We start from the raw sequence: 14,186 nt of genomic DNA, 5'->3' as shown, positions 1-14,186 counted from the left end.
CGGCCGCTGACCCGCGGCCGCCCGACCGGGCGGGGATCAGGCGGCGCGGGCGTACTGCGCGGGCCCGGAGTACGCGACGCCGAGCTTCGCGGCGGCCCGGCGCGGCCAGTACGGGTCGCGCAGCAACTCCCGGCCCAGCAGCACCAGGTCGGCTTCGCCGCTGGCGACGATCTGCTCGGCGTGCTCAGGCTCCACGATCAGGCCCACCGCGCCGGTCGGCACGCCGGCCTCGCGGCGGATCTGGGCGGCCAGCGGCACCTGGTAGCCGGGGCCGAGCGGGATGCGCTGGTCCACGCTCACCCCGCCGGAGGACGCGTCGACCAGGTCGACGCCGATGCCGGCCAGCTCACCCGCGAGCACCACGCTGTCGTCGATCGTCCAGCCGCCCTCGACCCAGTCGGTGGCGGAGATCCGGGTCAGCACCGGCACGTCCTCGCCGACCGCGGCGCGCACCGCGCGGGCCACCTCCAGGGTCAGTCGCATCCGGGCGGCCCGGTCGCCGCCGTACGCGTCGGTGCGGTGATTGGTCAGCGGTGAGAGGAACTCGTTGAGAAGGTAGCCGTGGGCGGCGTGGATCTCCACGGCGGCGAAGCCGGCGTCCAGCGCGCGAACGGCTCCGGCCGCGAACGCCTCGACCACACCGGCGATGCCGGCCTCGTCGAGGCTGGTCGGCGTCCGGTAGCCGGCGGTGAACGGCTCCGCGCCGGGGGCGACGGGCGTCCAGCCGCCCTCGGTGTCCGGCACGCCACCGTTCTCCGGCGCCCATGGCCGGTAGGTGGAGGCCTTGAAGCCGGCGTGCGCGAGCTGCACGGCGGGCACCGCGCCGTGGGCGGCGACGAACGCGGTCACCGGCCGCCAGGCGTCGACGTGCGCACCCGACCAGAGGCCGGTGTCCTGCGGGCTGATCCGGCCCTCGGGGAGTACGGCGGTCGCCTCGGTCAGCACCAGGCCGGCGCCGCCGACCGCGCGACTGCCGAGGTGGATCAGGTGCCAGTCGGTGGGCAGACCGTCGGGTCCGGCGGAGTACTGGCACATGGGTGCCATGGCGATCCGGTTGGGCAGGGTGACCGCGCGCAGGGCCAGGGGAGTGAACAGGGAACTCATGGGGTCATCCTCTCCGACACGACGACGGGCCCCCGGGGAGAGGGGCCCGTCGTCGTACTGGTGAATCGATCAGGCAGGAACGGGGCTGAGGGTGGGGCGGGTGTCGTCGACCGGCTCCGGCTCGGTCAGGTCACGCCGGCCGGCGGACTCGTACGCGGCGCGGTCGAGGATGCCCTCACGGGCGGCGACCACTGTCGGCACCAGTGCCTGACCCGCGACGTTGGTGGCGGTGCGGATCATGTCCAGGATCGGGTCGATGGCCAGCAGCAGGCCGGCGCCGGCCAGCGGCAGGCCCAGCGTGCTGAGGGTCAGGGTGAGCATCACGATCGCGCCGGTCAGGCCGGCGGTGGCCGCCGAGCCGACCACCGAGACGAAGGCGATCAGCAGGTAGTCGCCGATGCCGAGGTGCACGCCGAACACCTGGGCCACGAAGATCGCGGCGAGGGCCGGGTAGATGGCGGCGCAGCCGTCCATCTTCGTGGTGGCGCCGAAGGGCACCGCGAACGAGGCGTACTCGCGGGGCACGCCGAGTCGCTCGACGGAGCGCTGGGTCACCGGCATGGTGCCGACCGAGGAGCGGGACACGAAGCCCAGCTCGATCGCCGGCCAGGCGCCGGCGTAGAAGCGCAGGGGGTTGAGGCGGCCGGCGAGGATCAGGACCAGCGGGTAGACCACGAACAGCACGATGGCGCAGCCGACGTAGACGGCGGTGGTGAACTTCGCGAGGGGGGCCAGCAGGTCCCAGCCGTACGAGGCGACGGCGTTGCCGATCAGGCCGAGGGTGCCGATCGGGGCGAGTCGGATGACCCACCAGAGCGCCTTCTGGACGATCTCCAGCAGGGAGCGGTTGAGCGCGACGAACGGTTCGGCGGCCTCGCCGACCAGCAGGGCTGCGGCGCCGATGACGACGGCGAGGAAGACGATCTGGAGGACGTTGCCCTCGACGAACGCGCCGACCGGGTTGGTGGGCACGATGCCGGTGAGGAAGTCGGTCCACGAGCCGGTCTTCTTCGGCGCCGCGGCGCCACCCAGGTCGAGGGTCACGCCCTTGCCCGGGTTGGTGAGCAGGCCAAGGCCGATGCCGACGCTCACCGCGATCAGCGCGGTGATGCCGAACCACATCAGGGTCCTGAGGGCGAGCCGGGCCGCGTTGGCGACGCCGCGCAGGCTGACCACGCTGACCACGATGGCGGTGAAGACCAGCGGCGGCACCGCCAACTTGAGCAGTTGGACGAAGAGGCTGCCGATGGTGTGCAGGGTGCTGGTCAGCCAGCTCAGGTCGTTGGTGCGGGCCAGGAAGCCCAGCGCGACGCCGAGCACGAGGCCGAGCAGGATCTGCACGGAGAAGGGAATTTTGCGCAGGCTGAAGGGCATGAAGATCTATCCAATTGTCCGGTCCGATCGGGGCAGGCGTAGAAACGCGGCTAGCCCGGACAGATGCCACTGGCCTGCAGTCGGAGATCGACATACAGGCGGACAGTGAGGCCCCAGACGTTGGTCATCGTTGAGCGACGTTACGCCGATTTCCGTTTATCGGAAGGACCCAACGGCGTGAGACTCCTTACAGAGGGCCAGCGTGGTGGCGGTGCTCAGGCCCCACAGCACCGCGAGGGCGAGGATCAGTCGTTCGAGCACCCCCACCACCGGGCCTCGGCCGATGACGAGCATCGCCAGCCCCACCGTGGCGCAGAGCGGCAGGGCCAGCGCGGCGGCCCCGCCGGCCAGCCGACGCACCGTCGGGCCGGCCGGCCCGGAGACGGTAAGCGTGATCATGGCGAAGACCACCGCCGCGGTCGCCGCGATGCTCGCGCCGCCGTGCACCAGGTCCGCCGTCGTCGCCCGCTCGAACGGGGGCAGCGGGCAGCCGTCGGAGCAGGTCACCGCCCCGGACACGGCGGTGAACACGGCCCCGGTGGCGAGCAGCGCCGGAGTCGCCGCCCACACCCCCGGGGGCAGCGCCACGCCGATCAGCAGCAACGCGCCGGCAAGGGCCAGGATCCCGATCCGGTACGTCGCGGCGTGGGCGCTGCCGGCGATGCCCGCCTCACTGACGTACCCGGTGAACCCCGGACCGGGACCGGCGACCACCGCGAGCGTCACCGCCACCGCACCGGCCAGGATGCAGCCGGCCGCGGCGGACCCGGCGGCCCGGCGGGCGATGTCCCCGCGCGCGGTGGGCGCGGTCGGGGCGGCGGGCCGACCCGGCTCAGCCACGTCCGTGCGGCGTGCGCCAACCGGACTCGTCCGGCCCGAGTGGCACGATGCCGGTGGGGTTGATCTCCCGGTGCGTGCCGTAGTAGTGCCGCTTGATGTGGTCGAAGTCCACCGTCTCCCCGAAACCCTGGGTCTGGAACAGGTCCCGGGCGTACGCCCAGAGCACCGGCATCTCGGTCAGCTTGTTCCGGTTGCACTTGAAGTGCCCGTGGTACGCGGCGTCGAAGCGGACCAGCGTGGTGAAGAGCCGCACGTCCGCCTCGGTGATCGCGTCGCCCATCAGGTAACGCTGCCCGGTCAGCCGCTCGGAGAGCGCGTCCAGCCGGGCGAAGAGCGCACCGAACGCCTCGTCGTACGCCTCCTGGGAGGTGGCGAACCCGCACCGGTAGACGCCGTTGTTCACGTCGGTGTGGATCTCGGCCATCAGCGCGTCCATCTCGGGGCGCAACTCGACCGGGTACAGATCCGGTGCCCCCGCACGGTGCAGCGACCGCCACTGCGTGGAGAAGTCGAGGGTGAGCTGCGGATAGTCGTTGGTGACCACCCGACTGGTCAGGGTGTCGACGAGCGCCGGCACGGTCACCCGGCCGGTGTAGTCCGGGTCGGTGGCCAGGTACGCCTCGGAGAGGAAGCTCACCCCGAGGACCGGGTCGAAGCCGTCCGGGTCGAGGGCGAACGCCCAGCCCCGCTCGTCCCGGATCGGGTCGACGGTGCCCAGCGAGATCGCGTCGTCCAGGCCGAGCAGGCCGCGTACGATCCTCGCCCGGTGCGCCCAGGGGCAGGCGCGGCACCAGATCAGCCGGTAGCGGCCGGCCTCCAGTGGCCAGCGGTCCTGCTCGTCCGGGCCGCCGCCGGGTGGGGAGGTCGAGTCGGCGGTGACCCGACCGGTGAATCGGTTCGGCTGACGGACGAACGCGCCACCGCCGCTGGTCTCTGCGCTGAACTGGGCCCGGGCCATGCCGTCAACCTATCCGCTGCCGGCGCGGATATCCTGGCGGCCGGCAGCCCTCGCGACCCGGTGGGCGTGCCCCACCCCCGCCGTCTGCACCCCCTAAGGACTCGCGATGACCGTGGCATACCTGGTGGCCGGTGTCCGCACCCCGATCGGCCGGTACGCGGGCGCGCTGGCTGGCGTCCGCCCCGACGACCTGGCCGCGCACGTGATCCGTGAGTTGGTGGCCCGCCACCCGTCGGTGGACTGGGCGGCGGTCGACGACGTGGTGCTCGGCTGCGCCAACCAGGCCGGCGAGGACAACCGCAACGTGGCCCGGATGGCGGCGCTGCTGGCCGGCCTGCCCGAGGCGGTGCCGGGCAGCACTGTCAACCGACTGTGCGGCTCGGGGCTGGACGCGCTCGCCACCGCGGCCCGATCCATCGTCGCCGGGGACGCGGAGTTGGTGATCGCCGGCGGGGTGGAGAGCATGAGCCGGGCGCCGTTCGTGATGCCGAAGGCGACGTCGGCGTACTCCCGCTCGGCGGAGGTGTACGACACCACCCTGGGTTGGCGGTTGGTGAACCCGTTGATGCGCGACGGGTGGGGGGTCGACTCGATGCCGGAGACGGCGGAGAACGTGGCCGTCGAGTACGGCGTCAGCCGGGCCGAGCAGGACGCCTTCGCGTACCGCTCGCAGCAGCGTGCGGCCAAAGCGCAGGCCGACGGCCGGTTCGCCGAGGAGATCGTGCCGGTCACCGTGCCGGCCGGTCGCCGGGAGACCCGGCTGGTAGCTGTCGACGAGCACCCCCGGGAGACGTCGCTGGAGAAGCTCGCCGCGCTGCCCACCCCGTTCCGCGACGGCGGCACGGTGACCGCGGGTAACTCGTCGGGCGTCAACGACGGCGCGGTCGCGCTGCTGGTGGCCAGCGAGGCGGCGGTTTCCCGGTACGGTCTGACCCCGCTGGCCCGGATCGTCGGTGCGGCGGCGGCCGGTGTGCCGCCCCGGATCATGGGGATCGGCCCGGTGCCGGCCACCCGCAAGCTGCTCGACCGGGTCGGCGTCGGGTTGGGCGCGGTGGACGTGGTGGAGCTGAACGAGGCGTTCGCCGCGCAGTCGGTGGCGGTGCTGCGGGAGCTGGGGCTGCCCGTGGACGCCGACCACGTCAACCCGAACGGTGGGGCCATCGCGTTGGGGCACCCGCTGGGTGCCAGCGGCGCCCGGCTGGCGCTGACCGCCGCGTTGGAGCTGCGCCGTCGTGGCGGCCGCCGGGCTCTGGCCACCATGTGCATCGGCGTTGGTCAAGGCATCTCGCTGTTGCTGGAGTCAGCCGCCTAGAGTGGTCCACACCACACGACCCGCGGGTCGGCCGGTGCCCACGCGTGCCCGTGGCACGCCCATTCGCCGGTGCCGTCCCGCGCCGCGGCGATGAACTGGGGAGCACACTGATGCCGGACGGACTGCCGACCGAGATCGATCTGACCAGGCCGAGCGCGGCCCGGGTGTATGACTACTTTCTGGGTGGGGCGCACAACTTCGAGATCGATCGGCAGTTGGCCGAACAGATCGCCAGCATGACCCCGAATCTCGCCGCCACCATGCGGTCCGGCCGGGAGTTTCTCCGTCGGGCCGTCCGGGTGCTGCTCGATGCGGGCATCGACCAATTTCTCGACATCGGCTCCGGGATTCCCACCGTGGGCAACGTGCACGAGGTGGCGCAGGGGGTGAACCCCAAGGCCCGCGTGGTGTACGTCGACATCGACCCGGTGGCCGTCGCGCACAGCCGGGAGCTGCTCGCCGGCAACGAACTGACCGGGGTCATCCACGCCGACCTGCGCGAGCCGGAGCGGATCCTCGCCGAGACGCGACAGCTCGGGCTGATCGACTTCAGCCGACCGATGGGCATCCTGCTGGCCGGGGTGGTGCACTTCATCCCGGACGCCGACCGTCCCGAGGCGATCCTGGCCGCCCTGCGGGACGTCGCCGCGCCGGGCAGCTTCCTGGTCATCTCGCACTCCACCTTCGAGGACCAGCCGCAGGAGATGCTGGACGCCCAGCGCCTCTCCGCCCGCACCGCCACCGAGATCACCCTGCGCTCCCGCGCACAGGTCACCGGCTTCTTCGGCGACTGGACCGTCCTGGAACCGGGCGTGGTGCACATGCCGCTCTGGCGTCCCGACTCACCGTCCGACGTGGACGAGCACCCGGAGCGGTTCGGCGCCTTCGGGGGCGTCGCCCGGTACGACCAGCCCGCCGGCTGATAGGAGTGGCCGCCGTCCCGGACCCCGCCGGGGTCGATGCCGGCCGGGACCCCGGCGGGATCGGTGCCCGCCGGAACCCCGGCGGGGTGGATGTTCGCCGGGCCGAAACCCAGGGGTACGCCGCCGACTGGGCCCGCGCGGTGCGCCGTCTCGGTTTCGTGCCGCTCAGCCTGGCCGAGACCGAGCGGCTGCTGCTGGTGCAGACGATCCGGCTGGCCCAGGCGGTACGGGCGGAGCCGTTCAGCGCGCGCCCGGCCGAGGAGGTCGGGCGGGCCCTGGTGGAGGCGCACCTCACCGAGCCGCAGGCCCTGGAGTGGACGCTGCACGCGCTCGGTGCGACCTTCGGGCGGCGGGTGCTGTGCGACGGTGACCGGCCGGCCGACCTCGCCGACCGGATCGCGGCGTTGCAGGGCGGGCTGGCCGCCGGGTTCGCCCGTGCGCTGCGCGACCGCACCTTCAGCCAGCAGGAGCGGATCGCCCGGTCGGCCTGGCAGGCACGTGACGAGGTCGAGCAGGCGCTGCGCGAGAGCGAGGCCCGGTTCCGGGCGGTGTTCACCGGCGCCGCGATCGGGATCGGGATCGCCGGCGTGGACGGCCGGATCATCGACGTCAACCAGGCGTTCGCGGACATGCTCGGCTACTCGATCGAGGAATTGCGCGAGATCAACGTGGCGGCGCTGTTCCACGCCGACGACGCCGCCGGGATGTGGGAGCTCTACCAGGAGTTGGTCGAGGGCAAGCACGACGCGGCCCGGGTGGAGAAGCGCTACTACCGCAAGGACGGCAGCGTGGTCTGGACGGATCTGGCTGTCTCGCTGATCCGCCACGAGGGCCGGCCGCGATTCACCGTCGCGATGATGGAGGACATCACCGAGCGGTACCAACTCCAGCAGCGGCTGCGCTTCCAGGCGCTGCACGACCCGCTGACCGGGCTGCCCAACCGGACGCTCTTCTTCGAGACCTTGGGGCGGGTGCTCGACACCGCGGACGTCGGGCAGCGGGTCGGGGTGTGCTTCCTCGACCTGGACGGCTTCAAGGCGATCAACGACAGTCTCGGCCACGACCTGGGCGACCGGCTGCTGGTGATGATCGGCCGGAGGCTGGCCGCGTGCGTGGCCGACCACGGCCACCTGGTCGCCCGGATGGGGGGCGACGAGTTCGTGATCCTCGTCGACGGGGGAGACGACACCGATGACCCGGTCGCCGTCGCGGAGGCCGCGCTGGCCGCCGTCGCCGCCCCGGTGCACGTCGGTGAGCACCAGTTGGCCGTATCGGCCAGTGTGGGCATCGTGCAGTGCCCCGCCTCGGAGACCACCGCGTCGGAGCTGATGAAGGCCGCGGACACCACGCTCTACTGGGCCAAGGCGGCGGGCCGGGGCCGGTGGGCGGTCTACGACCCCGAGCGCGGCGCCCGCGACATCGCCCGCTCGGCGCTGGTCGCCGGGTTGCCCGCCGCACTGGACCGGGGCGAGTTCGTGCTGCACTACCAGCCGATCGTGTCGCTGCTGGAGGGCACCATGCTCGCGGTGGAGGCGCTGGTCCGCTGGGAGCACCCGGAGCTGGGCCTGATCGGGCCGGACCGGTTCATCGGCCTGGCCGAGGAGACCGGCCTGATCGTCCGGCTCGGCGAGTGGGTGCTGCGGCAGGCCTGCGCGGACGCCGAACGGTGGTGGCGGGAGTTCCCGCACGCCAAGCTGGTGGTCAGCGTCAACCTGGCCGCGCGGCAGGCCGACGAACCGGCCATCGTGGACACCGTGGCCGACGCGCTGCGCACCAGCGGGTTGCCCGCGGAGTTGCTCCAACTGGAGCTGACCGAGAGCGCGGTGATGGGCAGCGCCGGTGAACCCCTGCGCAGCCTGCACCGGCTCGCCGCGCTCGGCGTCCGGCTGGCCGTGGACGACTTCGGCACCGGGTACTCCAACCTGGCGTACCTGCGCCGGTTGCCGATCCACTGCCTGAAACTCGCCGGGCCGTTCGTCGAGGGCATCCGCGCGGACGGGACCGACGTGGCGGCCGACCACCGCGACGAACGGATCGTCGACGCGTTGGTCCGGCTGGCGCACGCCCTGGAGCTGTGGGTCACGGCCGAGGCGGTGGAGACCGGCGTGCAGGCCGAACGGCTGCGGGCGCTGCGCTGCGACACCGGGCAGGGCCGGTATTTCGGCGCCCCGGCCCCGGCCGACGTGATCACCGCCCGGCTGCGCGGCGGCGGAGTGCCGGCGTGAGCGGGGTGCCGGTCCGGTCTGGACGGTGGCGGTGGAGGGTGGCGGCGTGGACCTGACGGACTCGCAGACGGTGGTGACCGTGGTGGCCGGGCTGGCCATCCTGGCCGGGTTGGCCGGCGTGGTGGTGCCCGGTCTGCCGGCGCTGCCGCTGTGCTGGGGTGGCGTGCTGCTCTGGGCCGTGTTCGGCGGTGCCGGCCTGGGTGGCTGGGCGGTGTTCGCCGCCGTCACCCTGGTCGCCGCGAGTGGCGCCGTGATCAAGTACGCGTGGCCCGGCCGGAACCTGAAGCGCACCGGTGTGCCGACGTCCACGCTGCTCGCCGGTGGGGTGCTCGGCATCATCGGGTTCTTCGTGGTGCCGGTCGTCGGCCTGGTGCTCGGCTTCGTGGCCGGGGTGTGGGCGGCGGAGCGGCTGCGGCTGGGCAGCAACCAGCTCGCCTGGCCGTCCACGGTGCAGGCCCTGAAGGCCGCCGGCCTGTCGATGCTCGTGGAGTTCCTGGCCGGCCTCCTGATCGCCGCCCTCTGGGTAGCCGGCCTCCTCCTAACCTGACCCCCAGCCTCCTTTCCCGGCGGTGATCAAGAGGTTTGCGTCAGATTCCGGGCCTCGTTTGACGCAAACCTCTTGATCACGAGGGGAGAGGGGGCGCGGGGCACTTTTGGGTACGGCGGAATGCTCGTACGTGAGAGAGAGGCGTGCCCCGCGCCGTGGGCCGGGCGGTCCGAGTGCCCGGCGGGTCGGCCCTGATCGGGCCTGGTCACCGGTTCAGGATGCGGGCCGGGGCGGCCGGACGGCAACGCAATTAGCCCGGTGGCGGTGAGATTCCCACCGACTACGTATTGACCGCCTTGATCGTCCGGGTCGACACTTTGCCCACTCGCACGCGGAACCACCTCAGGGAGGTGTGCAGTGGCCACGACGCCCGTGCCGACCGCCGAGCAACCGATGGACGACGACGCCCGGCGGCTCGCTGAACTCGGCTACAAACAGGAGCTACGCCGCAAGTGGAGTGGCTTCTCCAACTTCGCCATCTCCTTCTCGATCATCTCGATCCTGGCCGGTTGCTTCACCACCTTCGGTCAGGCGTGGAACAACGGCGGACCGGTCGCCATCTCCTGGGGCTGGCCGCTGATCTCACTGTTCATCCTGATCATCGGCTTCTGCATGGCGGAGCTGGTGTCGGCGTACCCGACCGCGGGTGGGATCTACTGGTGGGCGGCGACAATGGGCCGTCCGGTGCACGGCTGGTTCACCGGCTGGCTGAACCTGATCGGTCTGGTCGCGGTCACCGCCTCGGTCGACTACGGCTGTGCGACGTTCCTCAACCTCACCCTGTCGGCGCTCTTCGACGGCTGGGCCGGGACGCTGCGGCAGGCGTTCATCCTCTTCGTGATCATCCTGGTGTTGCACGGGCTGATCAACATCTTCGGGCACCGGATCATCGACGTACTCCAGAACGTCTCGGTCTGGTGGCACGTGGCCGGCGCGGCCGTCGTGGTGGCCATCCTGGTCTTCGTGCCGGACAACCACCAGAGCTTCCAGTTCGTGTTCACCGAGCGGTTCAACAACTCCGGCTTCGGTGACGGGGACATCGGCGGGCTGACGTTCTGGTTCTACGTGCTTCCGCTGGGTTTCCTGCTGACCCAGTACACGATCACCGGCTTCGACGCCTGCGCGCACGTGTCCGAGGAGACCCGGGGCGCCTCGCAGGCCGCGGCCCGCGGACTCTGGCAGTCGATCTTCTACTCGGCGGTCGGTGGCTGGATCCTGCTGCTGGCGTTTCTCTTCGCGGCCACCGACGTCGAGGCGGTCAATGCCGCTGGCGGCTTCTCCGGAGCCATCTTCGAGTCGGCACTGACCCCGGTCTTCTTCAAGATCGTCATCATCATCTCCACCATCGGCCAGTTCTTCTGCGGCATGAGTTGCGTGACCTCGATGAGCCGCATGGCGTACGCGTTCAGCCGGGACCGGGCGGTGCCCGGTTGGCGGCTCTGGTCGACCGTCGACCGCAACGGCACCCCGGTCAACGCCATCATCGGCGCCACCCTGGCCGGGCTGGTGCTGACCCTGCCGGCGCTCTACGAGAGCTCCGCCGGCATCCCGATCGCCTTCTACGCGGTGGTCTCGGTGGCGGTGCTCGGGCTCTACCTGTCGTTCCTCATCCCGATCGCGCTCCGACTGCGGATGGGCGACCGGTTCGTCCCCGGGCCGTGGACGCTCGGCCGCAAGTACAAGCTGCTCGGCTGGATCGCGGTGATCGAGATCGCGATCATCGCCGTCTACTTCGTGCTGCCGATCGTGCCGTCCGGGGTGCCCGGCAATGACGAATTCACCTGGTCGGCGGTGAACTACGCGCCGCTGGCCGTGGGCGGGGTGCTGCTGGTCGTCGCCGTCTGGTGGTACGCCTCGGCCCGCAAATGGTTCACCGGCCCGGTCCGCACTGTCGACGAACGTCGTGAGTGATCGGTGACCGTCGAGGAGAGATCCCGAACTCGTCCAGGTTCCGTCCGGCGAGAGTTCAAGCCACCGGCGCGGGCGTACTCCCCGGTTTCGCGCCCCGGCGGGTCGGGGCATTGACGGTGGTCCGGTTTGCCAGTAGACCTTGGTGATGGAGGCCCGCGAATGACGAAAGCCCCGTTCACGCTGGAACAACTGCGGGTCGCTGTTGCCGAGGGTGAGATCGACACCGTGGTGCTGGCCCTGGTCGACATGCAGGGCCGCCTACAGGGCAAACGGTTTCACGCGCCCTTCTTCCTCGACCAGGTCGTCGAGCACGGCAGCGAGGGGTGCAACTACCTGCTCGCCGTGGACGTGGACATGAACACCGTCGACGGGTACGCGATGTCGAGCTGGGAACGCGGCTACGGCGACTTCGCGATGGTGCCGGACTTCGACACCCTGCGCCGGATGCCGTGGCAGCCCGGCTCTGCCCTTCTGCTGGCCGACCTGACCTGGCTGGACGGCTCGGGTGACGTGGTCGCCTCGCCCCGGCAGATCCTGCGCCGGCAGCTGGCCCGGCTGGCCGAGCGCGGGTTGACCGCGTACGCCGGCACCGAGTTGGAGTTCGTGCTGTTCCGCGACTCGTACGAGGACGCCTGGCGGCGTGGCTACCGCGACCTCACCCCGGCCAATCAGTACAACGTCGACTACTCGTTGCTCGGCACCGCCCGGGTGGAGCCGCTGCTGCGCCGGATCCGCACGGAGATGGCCGGTGCCGGGCTCACGCCGGAGAGCGCCAAGGGTGAGTGCAACCTCGGCCAGCACGAGATCGCCTTCCGCTACGACGAGGCGATCGCCTGCGCCGACCACCACGTCATCTACAAGAACGGGGCCAAGGAGATCGCCGCCCAGGAGGGGATGGCGATCACGTTCATGGCCAAGCCGAACGAGCGGGAGGGCAACTCCTGCCACATCCACTTCTCGTTGCGTGACCACAACGGTGACTCGGCGATGCTCGGCGACGGGCCGGCGCACCTGTCGCAGACCGGGCAGCGGGTGCTCGCCGGGCTGCTCGCCACCATGCGGGAGTTCAGTCTGCTCTTCGCCCCGAACATCAACTCCTACAAGCGGTACCAGCCGGGATCGTTCGCCCCGACTGCGCTGCGCTGGGGGGTGGACAACCGCACCTGCGCGCTGCGGGTCGTGGGGCACGGGCAGGGCATGCGGGTGGAGAACCGGGTGCCCGGCGCCGACGTCAACCCGTACCTGGCGATCGCCGGGCTGGTCGCCGGCGCGCTGCACGGCGTCGAGCGGGAGTTGGAGCTGGGCGAGGAGTGCACCGGCAATGCGTACGACGACCCGGAGGCCGAGCGTGTCCCCGGCACCCTCCGTGACGCCCTGGCGCTGTGGGAAGACTCCGAGGTGGCCCGCGAGGCGTTCGGCGACGAGGTGGTGGCCCACTACGCCAACCAGGCAAGAGTGGAGATCGCGGCGTACGACGCGGCGGTGACGGACTGGGAGCTGAACCGTGGCTTCGAACGCCTCTGACCCCCGCTCCCATCCTCCGCGATCGTGCACTGTGTGTCGGCGGTCTGTGGTGGTCGACGGCTCCTGTCGGGACAACAACTGCACGATCGTGCAGGGGTGGGGGTAGGGGCGTGACAGTGCTGGTGGATCCGGCTTCTGGGGTGGGGTTTCGGGAGGTATCCGGGGCGTCGGTGGTTGAGGTGGACGCGGCCATTTCCCGGGCCGCGCGGGCCTTCGAGACGTGGCGGGCCGTTGGGGCGGGGGATCGGGCTCGGTTGCTGCGGCGGTTCGCCGCTGTCGTCGACGCGCACGTGGAGGAATTGGCCGGGCTGGAGGTGCGCAACTCCGGGCACACCATCGGCAACGCCCGCTGGGAGGCCGGCAACGTCCGCGACGTGCTGGACTACTACGCCGGGGCCCCGGAGCGGCTGACCGGGCGGCAGATCCCGGTGGCCGGTGGCCTGGACGTCACCTTCCACGAGCCACTCGGCGTGGTCGGCGTGATCGTGCCGTGGAACTTCCCGATGCCGATCGCCGCCTGGGGGTTCGTTCCGGCGCTCGCCGCCGGCAACACCGTGGTGCTCAAACCCGCCGAGCTGACCCCGCTCACCGCGCTGCGCCTGGCCGAGCTGGCCCGCGAGGCGGGCCTGCCCGACGACGTGTTCACCGTCGTCCCAGGCGAGGGCGCGGTGGTGGGCGAGCGGTTCGTCACCCACCCGGCGGTCCGCAAGATCTGCTTCACCGGCTCCACCGAGGTCGGCACCCGGATCATGGCCGGCTGCGCCGCCCAGGTGAAGCGACTCACCCTGGAGCTTGGTGGCAAGAGCGCGAACATCGTGTTCGCCGACGCCGACCTGGAACGCGCCGCCGCGACCGCGCCGGGCGCGGTCTTCGACAACGCCGGCCAGGACTGCTGCGCACGGTCGCGGATCCTGGTCCAACGGCCGGTGTACGACAGGTTCCTGGAACTGCTCGAACCAGCGGTACGCGCGGTGCGGGTCGAGGACCCGTCCCACGACACCGCCGAGATGGGCCCGCTGATCTCCGCCGCCCAACGGGACCGGGTCGCCGGTTACCTGACCGGGGCGACCGTCGCCTTCACCGGCTCCTGCCCCGACGGCCCCGGGTTCTGGCACGCGCCCACGGTGCTGCTGGCCGACTCGCCGGCCGACCGGCACTGGCGGGAGGAGATCTTCGGCCCGGTCGTCTCGGTCCTCCCGTTCGACGACGAGGCGGACGCGGTCCGGCTCGCCAACGACACCGAGTACGGCCTCTCCGGCTCGATCTGGACCCGCGACGTCGGTCGGGCCCTGCGCCTGGCCCGTGCCGTCGACTCGGGCAACCTGAGCGTCAACTCGCACTCCTCGGTGCGTTACTGGACCCCGTTCGGTGGGATGAAACGCTCCGGCCTCGGCCGTGAGCTGGGCCCGGACGCGTTGCACTCCTTCACGGACGTCAAGAACGTGTTCATCGCGACAGAGGAGTGAGG

Annotated in this window: 11 protein-coding genes; 7 read left to right on the top strand and 4 right to left on the bottom strand. The window is 71.4% G+C overall.

The features are described from left to right. Window positions 1–36: 36 nt before the first annotated feature. The 4 genes from DLJ59_RS25345 to DLJ59_RS25330 all read right to left on the bottom strand — a co-directional run bounded on the left by DLJ59_RS25345 (window position 37) and on the right by DLJ59_RS25330 (window position 4,276). Entirely contained in the window at window positions 37–1,104 is a 1,068-nt protein-coding gene (locus DLJ59_RS25345; RefSeq protein ID WP_124775191.1) for an NADH:flavin oxidoreductase/NADH oxidase, read from the bottom strand. A 69-nt stretch (window positions 1,105–1,173) separates the two neighbouring features. Next, window positions 1,174–2,466 carry a dicarboxylate/amino acid:cation symporter gene (locus DLJ59_RS25340; RefSeq protein WP_208648835.1) on the bottom strand — a complete coding sequence of 431 codons (1,293 nt, stop codon included), beginning with the start codon at window positions 2,464–2,466 and terminating at the stop codon, window positions 1,174–1,176. Window positions 2,467–2,634: 168 nt separating this feature from the next. Beyond that, entirely contained in the window at window positions 2,635–3,318 is a 684-nt protein-coding gene (locus DLJ59_RS25335) for a DUF998 domain-containing protein (protein ID WP_124775187.1), read from the bottom strand. Continuing rightward, on the bottom strand, window positions 3,311–4,276 hold the full coding sequence (locus tag DLJ59_RS25330) for a glutathione S-transferase family protein (protein WP_124775185.1): 966 nt from the start codon (window positions 4,274–4,276) through the stop codon (window positions 3,311–3,313). Before DLJ59_RS25330 ends, DLJ59_RS25335 begins: the two co-directional genes overlap by 8 nt. Window positions 4,277–4,382: 106 nt before the next feature. On the opposite strand from DLJ59_RS25330, the gene pcaF reads away from it, so the two are divergent. From pcaF to DLJ59_RS25295, 7 genes are all read left to right on the top strand, one after another. Then, window positions 4,383–5,588: a 3-oxoadipyl-CoA thiolase gene (pcaF, locus tag DLJ59_RS25325; protein ID WP_124775183.1), complete on the top strand. Its 1,206-nt coding sequence runs from the start codon at window positions 4,383–4,385 to the stop codon at window positions 5,586–5,588. A 110-nt stretch (window positions 5,589–5,698) separates the two neighbouring features. Then, a complete protein-coding gene (locus tag DLJ59_RS25320) occupies window positions 5,699–6,511 on the top strand; it encodes an SAM-dependent methyltransferase (protein WP_124775181.1) in 813 nt (270 codons plus the stop codon). Window positions 6,512–6,570: 59 nt separating this feature from the next. Continuing rightward, entirely contained in the window at window positions 6,571–8,736 is a 2,166-nt protein-coding gene (locus DLJ59_RS25315; RefSeq protein ID WP_124775231.1) for a putative bifunctional diguanylate cyclase/phosphodiesterase, read from the top strand. A 46-nt stretch (window positions 8,737–8,782) separates the two neighbouring features. Then, window positions 8,783–9,283, top strand: coding sequence for a DUF456 domain-containing protein (locus DLJ59_RS25310; protein WP_124775179.1), 501 nt, complete (start codon window positions 8,783–8,785; stop codon window positions 9,281–9,283). A 357-nt stretch (window positions 9,284–9,640) separates the two neighbouring features. Beyond that, window positions 9,641–11,194: an amino acid permease gene (locus DLJ59_RS25305; RefSeq protein WP_124775177.1), complete on the top strand. Its 1,554-nt coding sequence runs from the start codon at window positions 9,641–9,643 to the stop codon at window positions 11,192–11,194. A 159-nt stretch (window positions 11,195–11,353) separates the two neighbouring features. Beyond that, window positions 11,354–12,718: a glutamine synthetase family protein gene (locus DLJ59_RS25300; RefSeq protein ID WP_124775175.1), complete on the top strand. Its 1,365-nt coding sequence runs from the start codon at window positions 11,354–11,356 to the stop codon at window positions 12,716–12,718. 119 nt (window positions 12,719–12,837) lie between these two features. Continuing rightward, entirely contained in the window at window positions 12,838–14,184 is a 1,347-nt protein-coding gene (locus tag DLJ59_RS25295) for an aldehyde dehydrogenase family protein (RefSeq protein ID WP_425271459.1), read from the top strand. Window positions 14,185–14,186: the final 2 nt, after the last annotated feature.

The sequence above is a fragment of the Micromonospora inaquosa genome, from assembly GCF_003857055.1.
Lineage (GTDB): Bacteria > Actinomycetota > Actinomycetes > Mycobacteriales > Micromonosporaceae > Micromonospora > Micromonospora inaquosa.
The sequence above is the reverse complement of the archived record's forward strand: the minus strand, read 5'-3'. Positions and strand labels throughout refer to the sequence as shown.

Excerpts from the sequence above, each read along its gene's own strand:
- DLJ59_RS25345 (WP_124775191.1), bottom strand. The coding sequence starts at position 1,104 with ATGAGTTCCCTGTTCACTCCCCTGGCCCTGCGCGCGGTCACCCTGCCC.
- DLJ59_RS25330 (WP_124775185.1), bottom strand. The coding sequence starts at position 4,276 with ATGGCCCGGGCCCAGTTCAGCGCAGAGACCAGCGGCGGTGGCGCGTTC.
- pcaF (WP_124775183.1), top strand. The coding sequence starts at position 4,383 with ATGACCGTGGCATACCTGGTGGCCGGTGTCCGCACCCCGATCGGCCGG.
- DLJ59_RS25320 (WP_124775181.1), top strand. The coding sequence starts at position 5,699 with ATGCCGGACGGACTGCCGACCGAGATCGATCTGACCAGGCCGAGCGCG.
- DLJ59_RS25300 (WP_124775175.1), top strand. The coding sequence starts at position 11,354 with ATGACGAAAGCCCCGTTCACGCTGGAACAACTGCGGGTCGCTGTTGCC.